This window comes from Candidatus Rickettsia barbarica, assembly GCF_041477405.1.
Lineage (GTDB): Bacteria > Pseudomonadota > Alphaproteobacteria > Rickettsiales > Rickettsiaceae > Rickettsia > Rickettsia rickettsii.
Genome location: NZ_JBEWYL010000004.1, coordinates 18318 through 40045 on the forward strand (window position 1 = coordinate 18318; position 21728 = coordinate 40045).

Consider the following 21728-nt stretch of genomic DNA (forward strand, 5'->3'; position numbering starts at 1 on the left):
TTGGTTTTGTGGAAAATACTCTCACTTTTGACAGAAGTTTCAACACACCGAAATAGCATTTTGCCATTCCGGTTATGATTTTAAAAAAGTCAATTAAACTTTACTTCAGGTGGCAACGACATTAATATTGCTTCGACATTTCCATCGGTCATTAAGCCGAATTTAGTACCGCGGTCATATAGCAAATTAAATTCTACATATCTACCTCGCCTTATAAGCTGGTATTCTTTCTGCTCAGCTGTCCAAGGTAAAAATAACTTACTTCTAACGATTTCAGGATATACCGACAACAAAGCCTTACCTACGTCCTGTGTAAAGGCAAAATCCTGTTCAAAATTACCGTTATTTAAGTAATCATAGAATATTCCGCCTACTCCTCTCGGCTCTTTTCTATGCTTTAGATAAAAATATTCATCACATTGCTTTTTGAATTTAGGATAATAGCTAGAATCATACTTATCGCATGCTTCTTTAAAAGCTGCATGAAACTTTACAGTTTCGTTTTTTTCCGGATAAAAAGGTGTTAAATCGCTACCGCCGCCAAACCAACTTTTAGAAGTTTCTATATAACGAGTATTAAAATGCATAGCGGGAATTAGCGGCGATTTAAGATGTGCGACTAATGAAATGCCTGTTGCAAAGAATTTCCCGTCTAGCTCTGCTCCTGGAATTTCGTTGCGGAATTCGGGAGAAATTTTACCAAATACGGTAGATATATTAACCCCGATTTTTTCAAATACTGCTCCTTTCATGAGAGACATGACACCGCCACCGCCGCCGTTACGTTGCCAGCTTGAGCGTACAAACTTAGCCGGTTTTAAACCTTTGGTTTGTGCATATTCTTCTTCGATTTTTTCAAATTCTTTGCACAATAAATCACGTAAATTAGTAAACCAACTACTTGTTATTTCTTTATTTTCTATGTTCATAATTATTAAGCAACGATTTAATTACTTTCCTCATCATATACATAATCACTAAAAATACGGCAGCAATGATCATAATATAAAAAGCCGGAGCATAAAATAAGCCTGTGCACTCTACAAGCCAACGAGAAATAATAGGTGAAGTTCCGCCGAATATCGCTATTGCAAAATTGTAGCTGAAAGCAACACCGGTAAATCTTTGTTCTGCCGTAAACAAGGATATAACGAGTATATAAGCTGTACCTGCTATGCTTCCTGCGAGCATACCAAGCATTGTAAGAGCTATAATTTGTTGCCACATCTCTTCTGTCGACATAAGTAACACGATCGGTAAAATCAATATCAAGATAGCAACACCAACAAGTATTGCCATTTTAAATTTTCCGATAATATCGGCAGTACCGCCGGCAAGCGGCATCGCTATCATCGCAATAAACGAACTATACGCTAAATATGATAAAGCAATAGTATTACTAAGATGCATTACATTATAATAGAAAACATTTATATATGTTTTTACTAAATACATAACGCTGCTAGCGATAGCACCTATACACATAGTTAAAAACATCGATCTCCAAGCAGTTCTAATTACATTGGAAAAAGGTACTTTAAGAACTTGTTTCTTTTTCTCAAGCATTTTAAAAATCGGTGTTTCCGATACGTGCAATCGCAAGTAAAATCCTGCAAGACCCATAAACCCGCCAAGCAGAAAAGCAAAACGCCAAGCAAAATCTATATGAGAGAAATAACGTTCTATTATAATACCGATAAATGTTGCAATTAAGGTACCGGCGATATTTGAACCATGTACTAAACCTGCCGTAAAACCTGGTCTTAAATTTTGACGATGTTCAAGGATAAAAATAGCCGCTCCTGTTCCTTCACCGCTAATACATAAACCTTGAATAAGCCGCATTATAACTAGAGTTATAGGGGCATAAATCCCAATACTTGCATATGAGGGTATGAGGCCCATAATAAAGGTCGGAATAGTCATACCTAGCATCGAGATTATTAAAGCGATACGTCTACCGTATCTATCACCGATATAACCGAATAATATGCCTCCTATCGGTCTTGTCAGAAAGCCAACCGCAAATACTCCAAGGCTTAGAAGAATTCTAATGAATTCTGATTCGCCTGGAAAAAAAACTTGTCCAATAATCAGCGAAAAAACTGAATATACCGTAAAGTCATAATATTCGAGTACATTACCTGAAATAGCAGATAAAAAAATGAACTTAGACCTATTATTCATCGAGCTTTAAATAATTTAATTACTAATTAGTTATTATAGACAAGTTACATAATTTATAAAGTGTAATTTATAATATTTTGAGTAGGCTTCAAAAATATGATTTAGCTGTTAAAATGTATAATAAAACAATACAGCTTAATCCTGATGATTTTAGAGCTTACATGAATAAAGGAATAGTTTTAGGAATTCTTAAAAAATATAATTTAGCATTAAAATGATGCAGCACTTAAATTAAATATCAATGATTATAAAGCACATCTTAATAAAGGCCTTACTTTGGAAAAATTAGGCAAATACGATTTATCTCTTGAATCATACAACAAAGAATTAGAATTAGAGCCAAATGACTTTGAGACACAAGCTCAAATACAAGCATTAGAAATACAAAAGGCTAAATAATAGTCATAATAAATTATGACTATTATAACGTACATATTAATTTGGTCATAATTATTATAATATACACGTTATAATGGTCAAGCACTTATAACCTAGTTATCTCTAGTGGTACCGGAATTCCTAGTTTTGTAAGTTTAGCTCCTTTTGGCTTTTTAATTCCTGCAAATTTCTGTTCTTTTTGTTGTTTTCGTAGTTTTTTTCCTATTTTTGCAGCTTCTCTGCTACCTTTAAGAGCACTTTTTACGGGCTTTGTGTTAATATTCGTAACACCTTTTGAAGTCTTAATACTTCAATCTTTATCAAAATATTTTACGTTTGTAGCAATACTTAAATGGTAAACTCCGCTACCTTTGTGTATAAACTAATTTTGATTTTGTAAAGCTTTACCTTCTAAATCTAAGAATTTACCATCTTTACCAAAATCACCTACTTCTCCAACTTTTGTACCACTAAGATCATATGCGTAAAGTTTTTCTTCATAGAAATCTAGGTTGTTTAAAAAGTTCTCTATAGAATTCTTATCATTAGTAAAATTGCCTAATTCATGGGTGCCTATAATTTTCTCTTCTTTGCTTACTACTTTTTAATAATTCCAAGATAAGCTAGAGCTTTTTTAAACTTACCCAAATTACACTTTACCTCAACTTCTACGGGTCTAGAAAATTCTTTTTCTTTTACTTCTTCAACTTCTCCTATAACTAATTGCCCATCTATGGGGTTGCCCAGTTCATCTTTAAAATGAATTAATTTGGCATTTTACTCTATTTAAGTCAGTTTCTTCAGTTTGAAAATGTAGATGTTTTTTTCTGGCATAAATTCCTCCTTGAATAAATTGTGGTTTATTTCAAATGTAAAGGAGTAAATTAAATTTTTGCAAGAAGTTTTTATTGTTAGTTATTTCTCAATAAATAACAAATATTAAGAATTAAAAACTACTGTGCCATCCAGCCGCCATCTATCAAGAGTCCACTACCTGTTATTGATGATGCTTTTTTGTCACATAAGAATATTACTAAGTGTGCTATTTCATCAGCTTCTACAAATTTTTTCGTAGCTTGAGATTTAAGGATTACATTTAACGCTGATTCTTTTCACTGATATGTTTAGCTTTAGCAGTATCTGCTATTTGATTCCTTACTAATGGTGTGTTGACGTAACCGGGACAGATAGTATTAACTGTAATATTATTCTCAGCCACTTCTAAACCAACGGTTTTGGTAAGTCCAAAAGGATACCATACTTTACTGCTACATATGCCGACTTGAAAGGTGATGCGACATATACATGAGCGGAAGCGATATTAACAATTCGCCTGAAGTCGTTTTTTCATAATCTGTATTGCGTATTTTGTAGTATAGAAAGATGCTATTAATCTATACGCAAAATTTGCTCCCATTTATCTTCAGGAAATTCATCGATAGGAGCAACATGCTGAATACCTGCATTATTTACTAATATGTCTATTTTACCGAATTCTTTTATTATCCTCTCAAACATAGAATGGATTTCATCAGGTTTTTCCAAATTTATTCCTTGATAAAATACAGCCCTTGCCCCAAGTTCTTTCAATTCTGCTGAAATTGTGGCTACTTCATCTTCTTTTGCAAAACCGTTTTTGCAAAATGTTTTGCTATCTCAAGCCCGATACCGCTAGTAGAACCGGTAATAACTGCTACGTTGTCTTTCATTTTTATCTCCTTATAAAATATGTACTGTCATACCGTGGCTTGTACCAGCCAGCTAAATCGTCATTGCGAGCAGAGCCATAGGCTGCGTGGCAATCTCAGAACTTTGGTACTAGATTGCTTCGTCAATTACTTACGTAATTTCCTCGCAATGACAAGAAAATTAGAACCATGCAACAAAGCTGATCAAGTCACGGGATGACATATTTAATCAAGTAATATTTGTCTTTTATTTAAAAGTAACTTATATTAGATTACACTTAAAGAAATAATGTATAAATCTATGGAAATTGTTAATAGCGTTGATGCATCTGTATCTTGCCAGGGCAAAGAACCTCCATATGGCCATCCGAAAGTTTATTTAGAGATAGATAAAAAAAAAAAGAAGTTATCTGCCCATATTGTAGTAAGAAATTTAAACTAGTAACAAAATGACTATAAAATTTCTGTCAGAAAGTACTATCAACCGAATTGCTGCCGGTGAGGTTATAGAAAGGCCCGCATCGGTAGTAAAGGAATTAGTTGAAAATGCTGTTGATGCAAGTAGTACTAAAATAGATATTATTTTAGAACGTGCCGGTAAAAATCTAATCATTATTTCCGATGACGGTATCGGTATGACTGATAAGGAATTAGAAATTGCTGTTGAACGTCATACAACTTCTAAGTTTGATGAAAGCGATTTTCTAAATATTAATACTTTTGGTTTTAGGGGTGAAGCACTGCCGTCTATTGCTGCTATTAGCAAAATGCTAATTACTTCTAAAAAACGAGATGCCGACAAAGCATTTCAGATTAAGTTAATCGGCGGCAATGAAAAACAAGTTACTATTTCTGTTCATAATGAAGGTACTAAAATAGAGATACGTGATTTATTTTTTGCAACACCTGCACGTTTAAAATTTCTTAGAGCCGATAAAACAGAGCTTGCAGCAACTGTAGATGTGGTTAAGAAAATCGCTCTAGCACATCCTAAAATTTCTTTTAGTTTAACACATGACGGCAAGAATTTATTAAAACTAAAGGGACAAAATAAAGATACTGAAACTAACCTAAAACAGCGTATAATTGATGTAATAGGTGATGATTTTATAAAAAACGCTGCTTATATAGACTTCAAAACACCTGATTTCTCTATTTGCGGCTATACTAGTAGCCCGACATATAATAGAGCTTCAAGTGAAGATCAGTTTTTATTTATTAATAATAGACCAGTAAAAGATAAATTATTACAGGTAGCTTTAAGGGTAGCATATCAAGATTATTTAGCTCGTGATCGTTATCCGATATGTGCTATATTCTTACAAATCGATCCGCAACTTGTTGACGTTAACGTACATCCGGCAAAAGCAGAGGTTAGGTTTCATGACCCGAATTATGTGCGAAACTTATTAATAGAAGCAATTAAAAATGCTTTAACAAATAAAAGCCATGTTACTTCTACTACTATCGCCTCTGATGCTCTTGAGTTATTTAAAAATCCTTTAGTTAACAAACAATCGCCAGTAAGTAAAGTTATAAATGTTAATAGTAAATCGGCAGATTATAGACCTACTACTCATTCTGCACTTAATACAGTTCCTCAAAATCTTTGTCAAAAATTAATCGATACATTATCACATGCTAAAATAGAACAAGAAGTAGAAAATCGTATAGAACATGAACAGCAAACCCGTAAACAATATAAACTTGGGGCAGCTAAAGCACAACTTCATACTACTTATATTATTTCACAAACCGAAGATAGTATAGTGATTACCGACCAACATGCAGCACACGAACGTTTAGGGTATAAAAAAATAAAAGATTACCTTAAAACGGAAGAGTTAATCAAACAGCGTTTGCTTATCCCTGAGATAGTAGAACTGCCAAATGAAAAAAAAGCAGATTGTTTATATGACCATAGAGAAAAACTATATAAACTTGGTTTAACTCTAGAAAAATTCGGCGAAAAATCTATTATAGTAACTGAAATTCCAAATATCCTTGGAGATGTAAACGTACAAAAGTTAATTCAGGATCTCGCCGATCATTTATCGGATTTTGGCAAGAATATAGCTTTGACAGAGTTAATCGAGCATGTAATGGAAACTTATGCCTGTCATTACTCTATTAGAACAGGACGAAAATTATCGGTAGATGAAATGAATGCCTTACTGCGTCAAATGGAAAATACGCCGCTTTCAGGTCAATGTAATCACGGCAGACCTACTTATATTGAGTTGAAGCTTAAGGATATCGAACGCTTATTTGGACGGTAACTCGTTTAATTTGAAAAATTGGCGTCATTGCGAACGACTAATAAGGAGCGTGGCAATCTCAGGAAATTAAAACTAGATTGCCACGCTCCTTATTAGTCGTTCGCAATGACTTATCTCTCTTTATTTTGCAATGCCTAGTTTTTACTTGACTATTTTTCAATTTCGTTTTATTCTGCTTTTCTTAGAATAATAAAATAATATCTTGATTTAAGGTGTCAGCTAATGGCAAAGAAAAATAAAAATGTTTTGGTAAGGCTAGTAAGTACTGCCGGCACAGGTGTTTTTTGGGTAAAGAAACGTAATCCGAAGACCCAAACCGAGAAGCTTTCTTTTCGTAAATATGATAAAGTAGTTAGAAAACATGTTCTTTTTAAAGAAGAAAAAATAAAATAATTGTAAGTAATATAATATGGCAGTAAAAATTCGTTTAGCTAGAGGTGGTGCTAAAAAGCGTCCTTTTTACCGTGTAGTAGTAGCTAATGCAACAGCACCTCGTGACGGTGACTTTTTAGAAAAAGTCGGAATTTATGATCCAATGCTTGCTTCAGATAATAGTGAGCGTGTTATTTTAAAAAAAGATCGTATAGAATATTGGCTTGGCACCGGTGCTAAACCAACTGAGCGAGTCACAAAATTTATTGAGCAAGCGGGTGTTACTCTTCCTGAGAAAGTTAAAAAGGAAATGGAAGTGAAAGCAAAAAACCGCAAAGCTAGAATAAGTAAAAAGGAAGCTAAAGAAGCTTAGTTTATGATGAAAATACACTATAAACTAAGCTTCTTTAGCTTCCTTTTTACTTATTGTGAGCAGGCATTGACTGTGTGGATCAATTCAGTCCCTGTCATCTCCCGCTATTTGATTGCGGGATTTAGCAAATTTGACTATTACAAGTTATTTTTCTAGATATTGTGGTCGAGCCACGGGTATGACAGCACATATCTCTTCTCTATAATCATATTAATATGCCGGATTAGCTCAGTGGTAGAGCAACCGCCTTGTAAGCGGTAGGTCATCAGTTCAAATCCGATATCCGGCACCATCAAAATTTTTCTTGTCATACTGGAACTATCTTTATATAGATACCAAATCGTCATTGCGAGCAGCCGTAGGCTGCGTGGCAATCTCATGAAATAATAACACACTTCCTGAGATTGCTTCATCGAATTACTGTGTAATTCTTCTCGCAATGATGATTTACCGATCCATGCAAGTAAGCTTTCACAAGAATTATATAGAAAAAAACATACAATAGTGACATCCTTTAAAGTTTTTATATATGATAGTAATCGATAAAACATCTTATAGAGCTGTGGGATTTGATAAACGTATTAAATTCCTAGTGCTACATTATACACAGTGTGATTTTAAGCAGTCTTTAGATTTTCTAACCGGTGAAAAGTTAAGTAGCCATTATTTAATAAACAATGAAAACCCTGAACATATATTTCAATTAGTAGAAGAGCGTGATAGAGCATGGCATGCTGGAGTAAGTTACTGGCAAGGTCATGAGCGTATTAATGATACATCAATCGGTATTGAAATCGTAAATCCTGCTTTTGAAGTAAATGCAGAAAACAATGATATAGTTTGGCTACCCTATTCGGAAAGGCAAATTAATAGTGTTATAAGTTTGTGTAAACAGATTATTGCTAGATATGAGATTAAACCTACTAGAGTAGTTGGGCATTCTGATATTGCTCCAGGTAGAAAACAGGACCCTGGCCCGCTATTTCCTTGGAAACTATTATATGATAACGATATTGGAGCTTGGTATGATGAACAGGTGTTTAACGATCTATTGCCGCAAGTCGACATAACCGATATTGCAGCAATTCAGCAAAAATTTATTACATACGGTTATAAACTTGAAGTTACCGAAATTTTAGATTCTAAAATGAAAGATATTATAATTTCGTTTCAAATGCATTTTCGTCCTAATAATTTTTCTGGCGATTTGGATGCTGAAACCATAGCAATTTTAGATGCATTAATATTGAAATATAAATCTGAATTAATATGATAAGATTTATAACTATACCGGATTTTGCGGATTATCAAGTTACTTTGAAATTAATGGAAGATTACGTTAACAAAGTAATTAGTGATCATGAGCCGGAAATTATTTATTTAGTGGAACATTTGGAAGTATATACAGCCGGTACTAATTATAAACAAGAAGAATTATTAAATTACGGTGATATTCCGGTAATTTACACAGGACGTGGCGGTAAATTTACTTTTCATGGACCGGGTCAGCGTGTTATTTATCCAATTCTTAATTTAGCTTCACCAAATCGACACAAAGATTTAAAGCTATATATAAAAATGCTTGAAGAATGGATTATAAATAGCTTAAATTATTTTGGAATTAAAGCATATATTATTAAAGATAAAGTAGGAATTTGGGTAAAAGTAAGGAAAGATGAATTTGCTAAAATTGCTGCAATAGGTGTTAGAGTAAGAAAATGGGTTACATATCACGGTGTAGCTATAAATATTTCAACAGATTTAAGTAAGTTTAGTGGGATTATTCCTTGTGGACTTGAAAATTCTTTAGTAACATCTTTAAATCAGTTAGGGGTTCATGTTGAAATGTCTGAATTTGATAAAATTATTCAAACTGAATTTAATAAAATATTTAAATGATCAGAAAATTTTTACTCACAATTTTTGCTCTTTGGGTCGGTGGTTTTGGTTATTTATATTTAATAAATTCTTATAAGCTTAATAGTAATACCACTAATGCAATAATAGTATTTGCAGGAGGAGAACATAAAATTGAAACCGGTATTGCTTGGCTTAAGGCAGGTTATGCACCTATATTATTTATTACTGGTATAGAATCTACAGAGCAATTAAAAATTTTGTTAAAGGAACGTAATGTTATAGAACAGCAGGTAATATTTGCTCCGAATAAAATAATGTCTGAAGAAGATAATATTAAGAAAGTGGTTGATTTTATTGTAACTTACCATCTTACTTCAATAATTTTAGTAGAGCATAATTATAATATGCCTTTTATGCTAAATAAGCTTGAAAAAGCGATTCCTTCTTCTAATAATATCTATATAGTACCATATCCTGTTTTTTCCAAACAAAAATATGATGTGTTATTAAAATCCTATCATCGTTATTTAATGAGTATACTCGTTTAATTTCTTCTTTACTCTTTTCCAGTACAATATTTTTCAGAACGGCTACGCCAAATAATGCAGAAATTAAAGAGTCTATTATTACTGCAGCTCTCATAGAGTTTGAAGGGCAGCTGCTCTCAAACGTAAAATACTACCTATAAATAAACTTAGGGTAAATCCAATCCCTCCAAGTATAGCTATAGAATAAAATTTTAACCATGAAGTATCACTTGGTAAGTTACAGAGTTTAAATTTTACAAATGGATATGAAAATAGCATAATACCTAATTGCTTACCTACAAATAAACCAAATATTATCCCATAAATTAAAGCAAGTATTGAGTTGGAACAAATGCCTTTAAATGCAAAATATTCTAAAAGGATACCGGAATTCATAAATACAAAAAACGGTAAAATAAAGTAATTTACAAAAGGACGAGTTAAGTTTTCAAGTTTTTTAAAAGAAGTGTTAAATTCTCCTTTTATATTAACAGGTATAAAAAGTGCTATAATGGCTCTGCATAAGGTATCGTGAATACCTGATTCCACCATACTAATCCATAATAATAAACCTACAATTATATAATAAAATAATTGTTTAACTTGTCGATAATTCAATATAAACAAGATGAATATAATTATAGAGGAAATTAATAATGCCGGAGTATTGATTGTTTTAGTATAAACTAGCATAATTAACGCAAAAGCATCGTCAATTAATGAAAAACCTATAATAAAAGCTCGTAATTCTAAAGATATATGTCGGCTGAAAAAAGATAAAATACCAAGGACAAAAGCAGTATCAGTTGCGATAGGAATAGCCCATCCTTTTAGTAATCCCGGTTTATCGTAATTAGAAAACATGTATATTAGAATTACCACACCTCCAAGGGCTGCCGCTGCAGGTAATATTAGTTTTTTTATTTTTATGTTCACCTTCTACTAGGTGAAATTTCATCTCTAAACCTATTAATAAAAAGAAGAAAGTCATGAGACCGTCATTAACTAACTCTATAAAAGTTGTTTTTTGTACTTTTATAAACTTGTATAATAAGTGTAAGAAGATATAATTATTAATTACAAAAAATATCTAAGCAATTCTTATGTTAGCAGAACAGCAAACCGAATGGATTGAATGGATTATCAGCAATAACCTTGTAAATAAGGGATGGCATATAGATAATGATACTAAAAAGAATGTTTATTTCCAAAAACCAAAATCAAAAATAGAACAGACAAGATTAAACGGAAAAAGACCTGATCATATCTTATATGAAAGTAATAATAATAAACCTATTGCAATAATAGAAGCAAAAAAGCAGGAGTGGATTTAAGGCAAGCTTTAGATCAAGCAACGGAATATGCAAAATTGCTTGATGTACCTATAGTGTTCGCAATGAATGGAGCTTACTGCGAAGCTCGTTTTGTTGCTAATAATAAAGAGCTTATATTAAATCGGTGATGAAGTAAGGGAATTACTACATGAAAAAGAATTATTATCTGCTTTTTTAGAAGTAAGCAGTAATGAAGTTTGGACTATACCGAAAGAAATTAAAATATCACGTGAAGAATTAATATCAATATTTAAAAACTTGAATAATCTTTTAAGAAATGAAGGGCTCCGAGCAGAAATAGAAAGATTTAGCGAATTTGCAAATATATTATTCTTAAAATTACTAAGTGAAAACAACGAAAAATCCTGGTGGAATAATATCAAAGCACAATCAAACGATGATATTATCGGTTACATTAATAGCTATGTTATAGAACAAATTAAGAATAAATACGGCGGTGATGTTTTTACGCCTATTTCTCTAGGCAATTACCCGCCACATTATCGATGCAATTGATCCTCTTATTTTATCTACGATAGATACAGATATAAAAGGCGACGTATTCGAGTATTTCTTAGAAAAAACTACATCAACGGAAAAATGGTTTAGGTGAATATTTTACACCGAGAAATATCGTTAAAACCATTATTAATTTGGTTGATCCTAAATTTAAAGAAACAATTTATGATCCTTTTTCGGTACTGGTGGGGTTCTTAACTGAAGCTTTTAATTATATCAAAGAAAATAATATAATTAATACCGATGAAGATTTAGAAAAATTAAGATTTAATACATTATATGGGTGAGAGTTAACCAAAACCGCTAGAATCGCTAAGATGAATATGATTTTGCATGGTGACGGACATAGCGGAATTCAGCAAATAAATAGTCTTGAGAACCCTAATGATGTTAAACCCTTAACTGATCAGCAGTTAAAGTTTGATGTAATTGTTACTAATTGCCATTTTCTCAAACTATCACTAAAAAAACTAGCAAAAACGGCAAAACTATAACAGAAAATCATATAACTTCTCTTTTTAATAACGGCATTGCAAAAAATAACGGTGATGCTGCTTGTGTTTTGCATTGCCTGCAAAATTTAAAAGAGGGTGGTAGAATGGCATTGGTAGTACCTGAAGGATTCTTATTCAGAGAAGACACCGCTGCTGTTCGTCAATTTTTACTATCAAAAGCAAAGCTGCAACTCGTTATCTCTCTACCGTAAGGTACTTTTTTACCTTATACAGGAGTAAAAACGTCAATACTTTATTTTATCGATATACATAAACCGAATAATCGAAAAGAATATTGGTTTTATGAGGTTAAGAATATCGGCGTTACGTCTAGACAATAAAAAAAGAAAAATTGTCGTTATAAATGATTTAAACAGGCAATGATATTTTAATGTGTAAAGACGGAGTATTAACGGGTAAAGTGTGTTTTGTAGATGATAAAATTTTACCGCAAATAGAAGTAATGGTTAATGAACATGTTTATATTTTTAGAGGGAAACCGAATATTATACATCAATCTTATTTATTTTATTGTTTAAATAGCGATATAATTCAAAATCGAATTTAATAAGAACTTAGCTTATAATAAAGGTGCTCAGCCTGGTTTAAATAGAGAACATATAAACTCAATTTATATTCCTCTTCTGTCTCTAGAAAAACAACAGAAAATTATTGAAGAATTGAATAGCTATCAAAAGATAATAGAGGGGGCAAAACAGATAATAGATAATTGGCATCCTTATTTTGAAATAAATAAACAATGGGAAATTGTTAAATTTGGCGATATCGTTATCAATAAATTAAAAAGTAATATTTTATCTCTTGAGCATAAGGAGTATACAACATTAATAGTAGGTAAAAAAGGTAAAATGATTAACATTAATACTGCAATTAAGGGAGATATTCCAGTAATAGCATCTGGTCGGGTTAGTCCTTATTCACATAATCAATATAATTTTAACGATAACATAATCACTATTTCTTCATCGGGAGCATATGCTGGATATATTTGGTATCATAAATGCACCAATGTGGACTTCAGATTGTAACGTAGTCTATTCAATTAATGAAAAACTATTGTTAACTAAATATCTATATTATATGTTAAAATCTTAGCAAAATATAATATACCAAAAGCAAGCTGGATCAGGTCAAACTCACGTTTATTTGAAAGATTTAGAGGATTTACAAATTCCTATCCCGCCTCTTGAAGAACAGCAAAAAATGGTAACAGAGCTTGATAATAATCAAAGTAAGATTGACAACCTTAAAAACTATATAAAACAATTTGAAAACAAACTAAAAACCACATTAAATTCTCTTTGGCAATAATTGATGTACATTAACTACTTAAAAGATTTGATTGGTTTTAAGTCTGTAACTCCTAAGAGCGATGGGGCTATTGAGTATATTAATGATTTGCTTAAACAGCACGGCTTTAAGACCGAAATAAAAATATTCGGTGATTCTAAAAGTGAGCAAGTCACTAATCTTTATGCTGTTTTCGGTAGCAATGAGCCTAATATTTGCTTTGTTGGTCATGTAGATGTAGTGTTGGCAGGCAATCATGAGCTTTGGCATAATGCGAGTCCATTTAAAGTTAGCCAGCAAGATGGTAAGATATATGGCAGAGGTGCGGTGGATATGAAAGGGGCTATAGCGTGCTTTCTAGCTGCCAGTTTAGATGTTATAAAAAATAATACCGATTTTAAAGGTTCCATTAGTTTCTTACTTACTAGTGATGAAGAGGGAAAAGCAAAGCATGGTACTAAAGAAATGCTGCAATATATTTATGATCAAGGATATAAGATAAATTTTGCTATTGTCGGTGAACCTACTTGTGAAAAAGAAATAGGCGATGCAATTAAGATTGGCAGAAGAGGAAGTGTTAACTTTAAATTAAATATAGAAGGCTTAAGCGGGCATGTAGCTTATCCTCATAAAGCAAATAACCCATTGCCTTGCTTAATAATAATATTGAATGAGTTAACAAATATAAAACTTGATGAAGGTACTGAATTTTTTCAACGTTCAAATCTTGAAGTAACGAATATCGAGGTCAGTAATAATACTTCAAACGTAATTCCGGCAAGTACGGAAGCATCTTTCAATATACGTTTTAATAATTTACATAGTGCAGAAACTTTAGCAAAACAGGTAGAAGAAATTATTAAACAGCATTGTAAAGAATATAAAGTAGATTATAAGTTAGAATATAGTAGTTCTGCTGAAAGTTTTATTCAGAACCCTAGCGATAAAATAAAAGAATTTGCTAAAGTAGTAGAGCATACGCTTAAAATAAAGCCGGAATTCTCTACAAGCGGCGGTACGTCGGATGCAAGATTCGTCAAAAATTATTGTCCGTTAGTAGAGTTTGGTTTATTATCCGAAACGGCACATAAAATAAACGAATACACAAAAATTAGCGATTTACAAAAATTATATGATGTGTATTATAACTTTTTGATGGAAATACTTTGATGTCATTCCCGCAGAGGCAGGAATGACATAGAATCCATGCAACAAGGCCACCCTTTTACAGGAATGGCATTACCATACGCGGATGTGATGGAACTGGTAGACATGCAAGATTTAGGTTCTTGTGCCGTGAGGCGTGGGGGTTCAAGTCCCTTCATCCGTACCACTTAAATTTTCTCATAAAAAATAACATAAAATTTTTATGCAGCAATTTAGTATTTATCAAACAAGCGATGAATTGCTTCTAAAATCGATATTGCTTCTGATAGAAAAATGCTATCACTCTGATCTTAAAAGCGTGATATTAACTGCAGATGCAGATCAACAAGAAATGCTCAATAAAAATCTTTGGACTTATTCACGTAAGCAATTTATACCTCACGGTAGTAAACTTGACCCGCAGCCTGAAAAACAGCCGATTTATATTACTGATGAGTTACAAAATCCTAATAATGCTAGTGTGCTTGTTATTATTTCGCCTACAGATATAGGAAAAATTTTACAAGCAAAAGAGTATATAAGAGTTTTCAAAAGGATAATTATAATAACTGATTTACCGGAAGATTTAAAAGAATTAACAGTTAAAATAAATAAATTTACCGGACAGGAAAACAAAATAGATTGTTTTACTCAAAATCCTCGTGGAGCTTGGAATAAAGTAGTCTAATAAATTTATATTCTTTTACGTACAAATAAATATAATCCGATCGTTAAAGCAATAACCAAATTGAAATAACAAGCAAAAATAAAATCTAGATTTTTTGAAGCCAAATTTTGTAACATAAAATGAATTGAAGTAACTAGCAATACTGTTAAGGCAGAAAATAATACCGGCATAAAAGTTGTTTTTTTGCTATAAGGATATCTCAAAAAAACTGCAAGTGCTACAAAAGGTAATACAAAATTGTATAAAGGCCAAATTATTCTTTGATGTGCTTCAGCAATTAATTTAATTTTTTTAGTAATAGCTAAATCATGAGGAGGGGCAAGTAATTCGCTTATATAATATTCGTTTGCTTCTTTATTATGTTTAGTTCTTTGCGATACTAAAGGATTATCATTTTGCAGTTTTATCATTAAAGAATCGAAAGTTAACTGAGTTAAATTACCGTTTACGTCATATTCTTGTCTTATGCCTTTATTAAGTTCAAAAATCGGGCTATTATCATATATATTAAGAGTACCTGAACCCGCAAATACTACTGATGGGTTATCAGCATTGCGATTATCAAATATTATTACGCCGTTCATAATATTTCCTGCTGATTTTTTATCTATAAAAACAGTGATATCTTTCGTTACTTTATTAAAAGTTTTCTCTTCAATCATACTTGAGATATAATTATTCTTTATAAAGTTTAAACGTGATTTTAAGTTTATATGAGATAACGGCAGGATGTTAGAAGATATATAATAAGCAAGTAGCATAACTATTAATGCGACATATAAAGCAGGCAGTGCTAGCTGTACATTATTAACTCCTGAAGTTTGTAATATAATTAATTGTCGCTCAACTTTTAAATTATTATAGATATAGATCACGGTAATAACCATTATTACCGGTAACAGAATAAATAATAAAGTAGGAAGTACTAAAACTATTAAACTGAAGAAGTCCATAACTTTTATACCTTTATCAAATAAATATAAAAGTTTTAATATTTGCGTTATCCATACTATACTAGTCACTGAAAAAGTAACGACTATAAGCAGCGGTAAGATATTTTTTATAAAGTATTTTCGGTATAGTAGCATAATGTTTGTTTGGTTTTTTGATGTCATTCTCGTTTTTAGCTAGGAGCGACATCAAATGCTTTGCAAAAACTGTCCAGTACTATGGATGGTTAGACGGTTTTTGGGGGAACTCGTTCCTGGTTCATTTCAAAATAATTAAAAACCAAGTGTACTATGTGAACCTAATTTTATTAACTCCAATGTGTCAGCATCGGGTTTTCTATAAATTAATACTAAATCCGGTTTAATATGATAATCTCTACAATCTTTCCAATTACCTATAAGGGCATGATCTCTCATATGTATAGGTCATGTTATATCAGCAACTAAGTATCTAACTGCTTTCAGTAAAATATCATCCAAATTTATTCCACGTTTAAACTGTGCAGTACGTTTAATCGTTCTCATTTAAATCAGATAACAAATTATTGATATTACCAACATGAACTAATTTGCCGCTTCTTGCAGCTTTCATAGCTTTAATTGTTTCATCATTTGGGATAAGTGGCTCAAACGGCAATGCTTTTTCACGAGCAACACGAAATAACAGCATACGAACAGCATCAGATAAAGTAAGTCCCATAGCAGCAAGCACTAAAGCTGCTTCTTCTTTCACGTCTTCATTAATACGGGCTCGCACAATAGAATCAGCAGACATAAAAATCTTCTTTCAATAATGTAGCTACATTGTAGCGTGCATATTAAAAACTTTCAAGATTAAAAAACAAGTTTTTTATATGTTTTTTCTTAATTACTGCCTCATTAATAGAAAATCCCCGATCTTTCTTATTATATGATTTGCAAAGATGCGATAAATTAACTTACCTATCAGTATTGTTATAAATGTAATAATAATGCCGTAGATTATATCACTTGGGTAATGCATAGCAAGGCTTATGCGAGATAAAGACACGAGCATAATAACACAAATCATTAAGATTTTTAATGGTAATTTTATATAATTCCAAGCAAAATACGTTACTAACACGCTAAGAGCTGCGTGGCTGCTTGGAAAGCTTGAAAAGCATCTTTCGTTTGCAGTATTTATTATGGTCATGAAACTATCTACAGGAAGACTGCAATAAGGGCGAGGGAAATTAACTGAAAATTTAAGAGCGGTAAAAATTAAACCGAATACCCCGTATATTATACCGATTTCAACTAACTTATTATAATTGTGCCAGAATTTATTTTGCCGCTTCTTATCATTTTTGGTTTTCTTTAATTGAATATAAAAATATTTACAGTATAAAATATATATTAAAGCGAAATTAGCGATATTAAAACAAAACGAAATTATTTTAAAAAAATAAGGTATAAAGCCGATATTAGTAATTTTATTCAAAAATAAGAATATTTCTTGATTTAAGCTGCAAAAATTATAAAAAACTTCAAACATTATTTTAAATATTTATGTTACAAGTAACAATACTTGGGTGTGGAGCATCTATAGGCGTACCGGTGATCGGGTGCGATTGTAGTACTTGCACATCTCCTTCAAAGTACAATAAAAGAACTAGATCAGCAATATATATTAACGATGAAAATAGTCAAATATTAGTTGATTTCGGTTTTGATATTAGAAATCAACTATTACGAGAAAAGATAAATAAGCTCGATTGTGCTATATTAACACATTATCATTCCGATCACGTTAACGGCATCGATGATTTACGAGTATTTACTTTTATGCAAGGCAAGCCATTTGAAATCTATACAGATCACGATAGTACGGCAAAGCTCCATACAAAATTTGATTATCTATTTAACAATAAGTTATTTAAGCTTGGGCGACTGTTCACAACTCAATCTGTTAGTTTTTTTGATAAAATTAAGATTAATACTATTGAAATACAATTTTTTAGACAGCATCACGGTCCTATAGATAGCTTGGGCTTACGTATAGGTGATTTCGTTTATTCGCCCGATTTAATCGATTTTCCTCCTGAATCAGATAAATTTTTAAAAGATATAAAAATATGGATATTAGATTGTATGGATTATAAATCAAATCCGAATCATGCAGGGCTTGATAAAGTTCTAGAATGGCGTGAAAAATATAAACCTGAGCAGATATTATTAACCAATATGAGACACACGATAGATTATCATGAGATTACGAAAATGCTTCCAAATAACGTTAAGCCGCTTTATGATGGTTATAAATTTACGGTTTAGTTTATGATTATTTTAGAAAAAGTTTGTAAGCGTTATGGCAAGAATTACGCAATTAAGAATATTGATTTAAGTTTTACTACTAAGGAAACTACTGTAATAATCGGTCCTTCGGGAAGCGGTAAAACTACTCTGCTTAGAATTTTAAATAATTTAGAAGAACCAAGTAGCGGTACTTTTTTGGTAGACGGGAAGAAGCTACTGCTTAAAAATAGAAGAAAGCTTCTTTTAAAAGTTGGTATGGTTTTTCAAAATTTTAATCTATTCCCGCATTTAACGGTAGGAGAAAACCTAATCTATACGCCGGTAAATGTTTTAAATTTGCCAAAAGAACAGGCAATTTCTATGGCAAAAGAATTGCTTGCAAAATTTAAGCTAACGCAAAAATTTGACTCATATCCGGCAAGCCTATCAGGAGGGCAAAAGCAACGCACCGCAATAGCAAGGGCTTTAATGATGAAGCCGAAAATTTTGTTATTTGATGAACCGACTTCGGCACTCGATCCTGAAAATATTAAAGATGTTATAGAGAATATAAATTTATTAAAAGATCAAATGAGCATGGTAGTGGTTACGCACCATTTGAAGTTTGCAAAATTAATAGCGGATCGTGTTATTTTTATGGATCAAGGACAGATTTTAGCAAATCAGCCTGCTGAGGATTTTTTTAATAAACCGGCATCGCATCGAGCTAGGTTGTTTTTAAAGAATATCGGCGATTTAAGGTGATTTTCTTGATAAAGATAAAATGATAGCCTATAATTAGTATTAATTATAGGTATCCTCAATGAACTTAAAAAAACTGGCTACGTCGTCTAAATAAGTTCGCAGGTAGCCATGTATTAAGGATACGCTCCGCTCCTAGTCTTGTAGACTCCTTGCCCTTTTCCAAGTTGATCTTCGTATAACTTTCTTCGTTTACTTGGAGTCAATAATGGAACATATTTATGCAAATCTAGCAGTTAGTATATCAGAATTTAAAAAAAAGCCCTACTGCATTATTGGATAAGGCAAGTGGTGAGCCTGTTGCCTTATTAAATCATAATAAACCGACTGCTTATCTAATTCCAGCTGAATTATATGAGCAAATTATTGAAGCTTTAGATAACAAATATTTATTAGAGCTTGCTACTATTAGATTAAAAGATAAAGAAAAGGCAATAGTGGTTAATTAGTATATAATTTGTTTAGAAAGCTGGATTCCTGCTTTCACAGGAATGACATAGAATCAATAAATAATATCGTCATATGAATAAAAAGCTTATCCTATTTTTTAGTATAATGTTACTATTATTATATCGTACAGTTTTGGCATAGACATGAGTATAATGACCGCAAAAACTAAAAAGCTTGAATTACAAGGAGGAGCAATTGCAATTTTATACAAAGGTGAAGTTATTTATAAAACAACGTTTGGAAATCAGAAAGGTAATAGTGGAGTTATTTATGGATAAAACTTTATTTCCTTTAGCATCGGTTTCAAAAGCTGTTTCAGCAACGGTAATTGCATTAATGGTAGATCAAGAAAGTTGAGATTTTGATGAAAAATTCAAATTACCATACCTAAAAATGCTATTAGTCTTAATAATATTTTAAGCCATACAACAGGTTATCAATTCTCAGGAAATATTGAAATTGAGCAACGTTGTTAAAAAAACAACAAGCTAGTTGTAAACCCGGGCAATGCTATAAGTATAGTAACATATTTTAGTTTACTTGAAGAAGCTTTAAATTGTAAAAAATCAAGTTTAAATGCTGCAATAGATAATTTGCGTACAACGCTTAAAACGCAAGATATACAAATATTACCGTTAGGGCCGAATGTACAACTTGCTTATCCGCATTCTAAAGCAATAATAGACGGACAGGAGGTAATAACATTGCTGTCGTTTCCGCCTTATTACCCAAAGACGGTACCTGCATCTGTCGGTATTTTTGCATCGATAGATGGAATGATTGAAATATTCACACTTAGTTTTGGTTATAAACCGAATCTTATTGCTAAAAGTACTTTAGATCGTATGTGTAAAATAGTAAAATCAAACAAAGATGTTTTTGGATTTAAATGGTAACCGATTTGGCCTATTGATCAAAAAATGATTGAGTCATATTATGCTCTTGGATGGCGTATTCTTAAAGTAAAAGGATGCTCAAATAAGGATTTAATTTTTCACTCAGGCTATATAATTAACGGTATTAATTCTTTTATTGGCTTTATACCGTCAGAAGAACTTGGAATTATTATTCTAGTGAACCAAGAAGGTAGTTTTCCACTTAAAAATGGGTTGGGACTTTGGTTTGATTATATAGATTAAAATTTATATACTCAGATAGAACTTCGTATACCTATTCTTTATTTACTTGTAGTATATTATATGAATAAAAAACTCATAAAACTTATTTTTATCATTTGTAGCACCGTAATTGTAACCGGTTTATTATACAAATATATCAATCAACATTATCCAAAATTTTTTAAAGCACCACAAAATATAGGGAGTTTTTGTGCGTCATTATTAATATTATTTAGTATAATTTATATTACTATTAGCCAAAATGAAATACGCAGATTTTGTTTGCAATTAGCAATGTGGGCAGTAATTTTCTTAGTTATAATAACCGGTTATGCTTTTAGGTTTGAGCTGAACTACGCTTATCATAGGGTAATGTTTGCTTTAATTCCATCATATAAATGGTCTACTGAAGTCGGAGAAATTATTATAGCCCGTAACAGAGACGGGCATTTTTATATCAATGCTTTTGTAAATAACGTTAAAATAAAATTTATGGTAGATACAGGGGCAAGTGATATAGCTTTAACTAAAGAAGATGCTCAAAAATTAGGCTTTGACTTAACTAAATTAAAATATACTAGAACTTATCTAACAGCTAACGGCGAAAATAAAGCCGCCCCTATAACCTTAAATAGTGTAGTAATAGGTAAGGAATTTAAGAACATCAAAGGACATGTAGGTCTTGGTGACCTTGATATTTCGCTTCTTGGTATGTCGCTACTTGAGCGTTTCAAAGGTTTCAGGATTGATAAGGATTTATTGATCTTGAATTATTAAACTTCTTGCATAACTTGTTTCTAAAGGCAATTTGTACGTCGATCCTAATCCCTAATCTTCACGTATGTCTATGTATGTTGCAGTGAGTGGCAAGTGCTTCCGTGTATCCTTTAAATTCTCTCTATAAATTGCTTTGGAAAGATGTCTATTTTTTATAAATTTCCTTTTTATTAAGAAATAGTTAAATTATTAACTATTTCTTGGCCTTTATATCAAAAAGTGCTAACATGCCTTTTTTAAGTAAAAGGGGTTTTGTGTA

The 21728-nt window shown here is 31.8% G+C and carries 31 protein-coding genes, 2 tRNA genes and 5 pseudogenes; 27 read left to right on the forward strand and 11 right to left on the reverse strand.

Translation table 11 applies throughout. The annotated features are described in order from the left end of the window. Positions 1-89: 89 nt before the first annotated feature. Both hemF and ABVF33_RS06065 read right to left on the reverse strand, forming a co-directional pair. Positions 90-929: an oxygen-dependent coproporphyrinogen oxidase gene (hemF, locus tag ABVF33_RS06060; protein ID WP_499706663.1), complete on the reverse strand. Its 840-nt coding sequence runs from the start codon at positions 927-929 to the stop codon at positions 90-92. Further along, positions 913-2187 (reverse strand): MFS transporter, encoded by a 1275-nt coding sequence (locus ABVF33_RS06065; protein ID WP_499706664.1) that lies wholly within the window; start codon positions 2185-2187, stop codon positions 913-915. The genes hemF and ABVF33_RS06065 overlap by 17 nt, the downstream gene beginning before the upstream one ends. 77 nt (positions 2188-2264) lie before the next feature. Here ABVF33_RS06065 and ABVF33_RS06070 point away from each other — a divergent pair, with 77 nt between their 5' ends. Then, complete coding sequence (locus tag ABVF33_RS06070; RefSeq protein ID WP_499706665.1) at positions 2265-2405, forward strand: tetratricopeptide repeat protein; 141 nt, start codon at positions 2265-2267, stop codon at positions 2403-2405. A gap of 58 nt (positions 2406-2463) precedes the next feature. Continuing rightward, positions 2464-2586: a tetratricopeptide repeat protein gene (locus ABVF33_RS06075; protein WP_499706666.1), complete on the forward strand. Its 123-nt coding sequence runs from the start codon at positions 2464-2466 to the stop codon at positions 2584-2586. Positions 2587-3518: 932 nt separating this feature from the next. Here the strand turns inward: ABVF33_RS06075 and ABVF33_RS06080 are convergent. The 3 genes from ABVF33_RS06080 to ABVF33_RS06090 form a co-directional block, all read right to left on the reverse strand. Beyond that, entirely contained in the window at positions 3519-3656 is a 138-nt protein-coding gene (locus tag ABVF33_RS06080; protein ID WP_499706734.1) for an SDR family oxidoreductase, read from the reverse strand. Positions 3657-3661: 5 nt separating this feature from the next. Next, positions 3662-3784, reverse strand: a complete 123-nt coding sequence (locus ABVF33_RS06085; protein WP_499706667.1) for a hypothetical protein — start codon at positions 3782-3784, stop codon at positions 3662-3664. A 170-nt stretch (positions 3785-3954) separates the two neighbouring features. Continuing rightward, the gene (locus tag ABVF33_RS06090; protein ID WP_010977914.1) at positions 3955-4155 is read right to left on the reverse strand and encodes an SDR family NAD(P)-dependent oxidoreductase; all 201 of its coding nucleotides are present in this window, start codon (positions 4153-4155) and stop codon (positions 3955-3957) included. 387 nt (positions 4156-4542) lie between these two features. Here ABVF33_RS06090 and ABVF33_RS06095 point away from each other — a divergent pair. From ABVF33_RS06095 to ABVF33_RS06130, 8 genes and pseudogenes are all read left to right on the forward strand, one after another. Continuing rightward, positions 4543-4706 (forward strand): annotated as a pseudogene (locus tag ABVF33_RS06095) (zinc-finger domain-containing protein). Then, on the forward strand, positions 4703-6532 hold the full coding sequence (gene mutL, locus ABVF33_RS06100) for a DNA mismatch repair endonuclease MutL (protein ID WP_499706668.1): 1830 nt from the start codon (positions 4703-4705) through the stop codon (positions 6530-6532). The pseudogene ABVF33_RS06095 and the gene mutL overlap by 4 nt, the downstream one beginning before the upstream one ends. 222 nt (positions 6533-6754) lie before the next feature. Then, a complete protein-coding gene (rpmG, locus tag ABVF33_RS06105) occupies positions 6755-6925 on the forward strand; it encodes a 50S ribosomal protein L33 (protein ID WP_004997072.1) in 171 nt (56 codons plus the stop codon). A 16-nt stretch (positions 6926-6941) separates the two neighbouring features. After that, positions 6942-7277, forward strand: coding sequence for a 30S ribosomal protein S16 (gene rpsP, locus ABVF33_RS06110; protein ID WP_499706669.1), 336 nt, complete (start codon positions 6942-6944; stop codon positions 7275-7277). Positions 7278-7494: 217 nt separating this feature from the next. Beyond that, a tRNA-Thr gene (locus ABVF33_RS06115) sits at positions 7495-7569 on the forward strand. 237 nt (positions 7570-7806) lie between these two features. Continuing rightward, positions 7807-8550 (forward strand): N-acetylmuramoyl-L-alanine amidase, encoded by a 744-nt coding sequence (locus ABVF33_RS06120; RefSeq protein WP_499706670.1) that lies wholly within the window; start codon positions 7807-7809, stop codon positions 8548-8550. Further along, entirely contained in the window at positions 8547-9176 is a 630-nt protein-coding gene (lipB, locus tag ABVF33_RS06125; protein ID WP_499706671.1) for a lipoyl(octanoyl) transferase LipB, read from the forward strand. The genes ABVF33_RS06120 and lipB overlap by 4 nt, the downstream gene beginning before the upstream one ends. Then, entirely contained in the window at positions 9173-9685 is a 513-nt protein-coding gene (locus ABVF33_RS06130; RefSeq protein ID WP_499706672.1) for a YdcF family protein, read from the forward strand. Before lipB ends, ABVF33_RS06130 begins: the two co-directional genes overlap by 4 nt. Before the next feature lie 90 nt (positions 9686-9775). Here the strand turns inward: ABVF33_RS06130 and ABVF33_RS06135 are convergent. Then, positions 9776-10655, reverse strand: a pseudogene (locus ABVF33_RS06135) (Na+/H+ antiporter NhaA). Positions 10656-10767: 112 nt separating this feature from the next. Between ABVF33_RS06135 and ABVF33_RS06140 the strand changes: the two are divergent. The 10 genes and pseudogenes from ABVF33_RS06140 (at position 10768) to ABVF33_RS06185 (ending at position 15156) form a co-directional block, all read left to right on the forward strand. Further along, on the forward strand, positions 10768-10998 hold the full coding sequence (locus tag ABVF33_RS06140) for a hypothetical protein (RefSeq protein WP_499706673.1): 231 nt from the start codon (positions 10768-10770) through the stop codon (positions 10996-10998). Continuing rightward, the gene (locus ABVF33_RS06145; RefSeq protein ID WP_016728405.1) at positions 10989-11126 is read left to right on the forward strand and encodes a hypothetical protein; all 138 of its coding nucleotides are present in this window, start codon (positions 10989-10991) and stop codon (positions 11124-11126) included. Before ABVF33_RS06140 ends, ABVF33_RS06145 begins: the two co-directional genes overlap by 10 nt. A 130-nt stretch (positions 11127-11256) precedes the next feature. Next, positions 11257-11514, forward strand: coding sequence for an SAM-dependent DNA methyltransferase (locus ABVF33_RS06150; protein WP_499706674.1), 258 nt, complete (start codon positions 11257-11259; stop codon positions 11512-11514). Between the two features lie 131 nt (positions 11515-11645). Beyond that, positions 11646-12223, forward strand: a pseudogene (locus tag ABVF33_RS06155) (HsdM family class I SAM-dependent methyltransferase). A gap of 179 nt (positions 12224-12402) precedes the next feature. Further along, on the forward strand, positions 12403-12579 hold the full coding sequence (locus tag ABVF33_RS06160) for a restriction endonuclease subunit S domain-containing protein (RefSeq protein ID WP_499706675.1): 177 nt from the start codon (positions 12403-12405) through the stop codon (positions 12577-12579). A gap of 112 nt (positions 12580-12691) precedes the next feature. Beyond that, complete coding sequence (locus ABVF33_RS06165) at positions 12692-13060, forward strand: hypothetical protein (protein WP_499706676.1); 369 nt, start codon at positions 12692-12694, stop codon at positions 13058-13060. A gap of 118 nt (positions 13061-13178) precedes the next feature. Then, the gene (locus ABVF33_RS06170; protein ID WP_231287711.1) at positions 13179-13343 is read left to right on the forward strand and encodes a restriction endonuclease subunit S; all 165 of its coding nucleotides are present in this window, start codon (positions 13179-13181) and stop codon (positions 13341-13343) included. Between the two features lie 3 nt (positions 13344-13346). Beyond that, on the forward strand, positions 13347-14492 hold the full coding sequence (gene dapE / locus ABVF33_RS06175) for a succinyl-diaminopimelate desuccinylase (RefSeq protein ID WP_499706677.1): 1146 nt from the start codon (positions 13347-13349) through the stop codon (positions 14490-14492). Between the two features lie 78 nt (positions 14493-14570). Beyond that, a tRNA-Leu gene (locus ABVF33_RS06180) sits at positions 14571-14655 on the forward strand. A 36-nt stretch (positions 14656-14691) separates the two neighbouring features. Further along, positions 14692-15156 (forward strand): DNA polymerase III subunit chi, encoded by a 465-nt coding sequence (locus tag ABVF33_RS06185; protein WP_004997101.1) that lies wholly within the window; start codon positions 14692-14694, stop codon positions 15154-15156. Positions 15157-15161: 5 nt separating this feature from the next. On the opposite strand, the gene ABVF33_RS06190 is transcribed toward ABVF33_RS06185, so the two are convergent. The 4 genes from ABVF33_RS06190 to ABVF33_RS06205 all read right to left on the reverse strand — a co-directional run bounded on the left by ABVF33_RS06190 (position 15162) and on the right by ABVF33_RS06205 (position 17622). Further along, positions 15162-16244 (reverse strand): LptF/LptG family permease, encoded by a 1083-nt coding sequence (locus tag ABVF33_RS06190; RefSeq protein WP_499706735.1) that lies wholly within the window; start codon positions 16242-16244, stop codon positions 15162-15164. Positions 16245-16379: 135 nt separating this feature from the next. Then, the gene (locus ABVF33_RS06195; protein WP_499706678.1) at positions 16380-16523 is read right to left on the reverse strand and encodes a type II toxin-antitoxin system mRNA interferase toxin, RelE/StbE family; all 144 of its coding nucleotides are present in this window, start codon (positions 16521-16523) and stop codon (positions 16380-16382) included. 94 nt (positions 16524-16617) lie between these two features. After that, positions 16618-16881: a type II toxin-antitoxin system RelB/DinJ family antitoxin gene (locus ABVF33_RS06200; RefSeq protein WP_012151450.1), complete on the reverse strand. Its 264-nt coding sequence runs from the start codon at positions 16879-16881 to the stop codon at positions 16618-16620. Between the two features lie 93 nt (positions 16882-16974). After that, on the reverse strand, positions 16975-17622 hold the full coding sequence (locus ABVF33_RS06205) for a phosphatase PAP2 family protein (RefSeq protein WP_499706679.1): 648 nt from the start codon (positions 17620-17622) through the stop codon (positions 16975-16977). Positions 17623-17636: 14 nt separating this feature from the next. On the opposite strand from ABVF33_RS06205, the gene ABVF33_RS06210 reads away from it, so the two are divergent. The 7 genes and pseudogenes from ABVF33_RS06210 to ABVF33_RS06240 all read left to right on the forward strand — a co-directional run bounded on the left by ABVF33_RS06210 (position 17637) and on the right by ABVF33_RS06240 (position 21469). Continuing rightward, on the forward strand, positions 17637-18401 hold the full coding sequence (locus ABVF33_RS06210; protein ID WP_012737067.1) for an MBL fold metallo-hydrolase: 765 nt from the start codon (positions 17637-17639) through the stop codon (positions 18399-18401). A 3-nt stretch (positions 18402-18404) separates the two neighbouring features. After that, on the forward strand, positions 18405-19127 hold the full coding sequence (locus tag ABVF33_RS06215) for an amino acid ABC transporter ATP-binding protein (protein ID WP_499706680.1): 723 nt from the start codon (positions 18405-18407) through the stop codon (positions 19125-19127). A gap of 205 nt (positions 19128-19332) precedes the next feature. Then, positions 19333-19573: pseudogene (locus ABVF33_RS06220) on the forward strand (type II toxin-antitoxin system Phd/YefM family antitoxin). Between the two features lie 196 nt (positions 19574-19769). Continuing rightward, positions 19770-19931 (forward strand): hypothetical protein, encoded by a 162-nt coding sequence (locus tag ABVF33_RS06225; protein WP_499706681.1) that lies wholly within the window; start codon positions 19770-19772, stop codon positions 19929-19931. 236 nt (positions 19932-20167) lie between these two features. Further along, positions 20168-20470, forward strand: a complete 303-nt coding sequence (locus ABVF33_RS06230; protein WP_499706682.1) for a hypothetical protein — start codon at positions 20168-20170, stop codon at positions 20468-20470. Between the two features lie 24 nt (positions 20471-20494). Next, complete coding sequence (locus ABVF33_RS06235; protein WP_012151443.1) at positions 20495-20713, forward strand: serine hydrolase; 219 nt, start codon at positions 20495-20497, stop codon at positions 20711-20713. 60 nt (positions 20714-20773) lie between these two features. Continuing rightward, the gene (locus ABVF33_RS06240; protein WP_499706683.1) at positions 20774-21469 is read left to right on the forward strand and encodes an aspartic protease APRc; all 696 of its coding nucleotides are present in this window, start codon (positions 20774-20776) and stop codon (positions 21467-21469) included. Here ABVF33_RS06240 and ABVF33_RS06245 read toward each other — a convergent pair. Beyond that, a pseudogene (locus ABVF33_RS06245) lies at positions 21464-21538 on the reverse strand (palindromic element RPE1 domain-containing protein); the annotation flags it as partial. The gene ABVF33_RS06240 and the pseudogene ABVF33_RS06245 overlap by 6 nt on opposite strands. Positions 21539-21728: the final 190 nt, after the last annotated feature.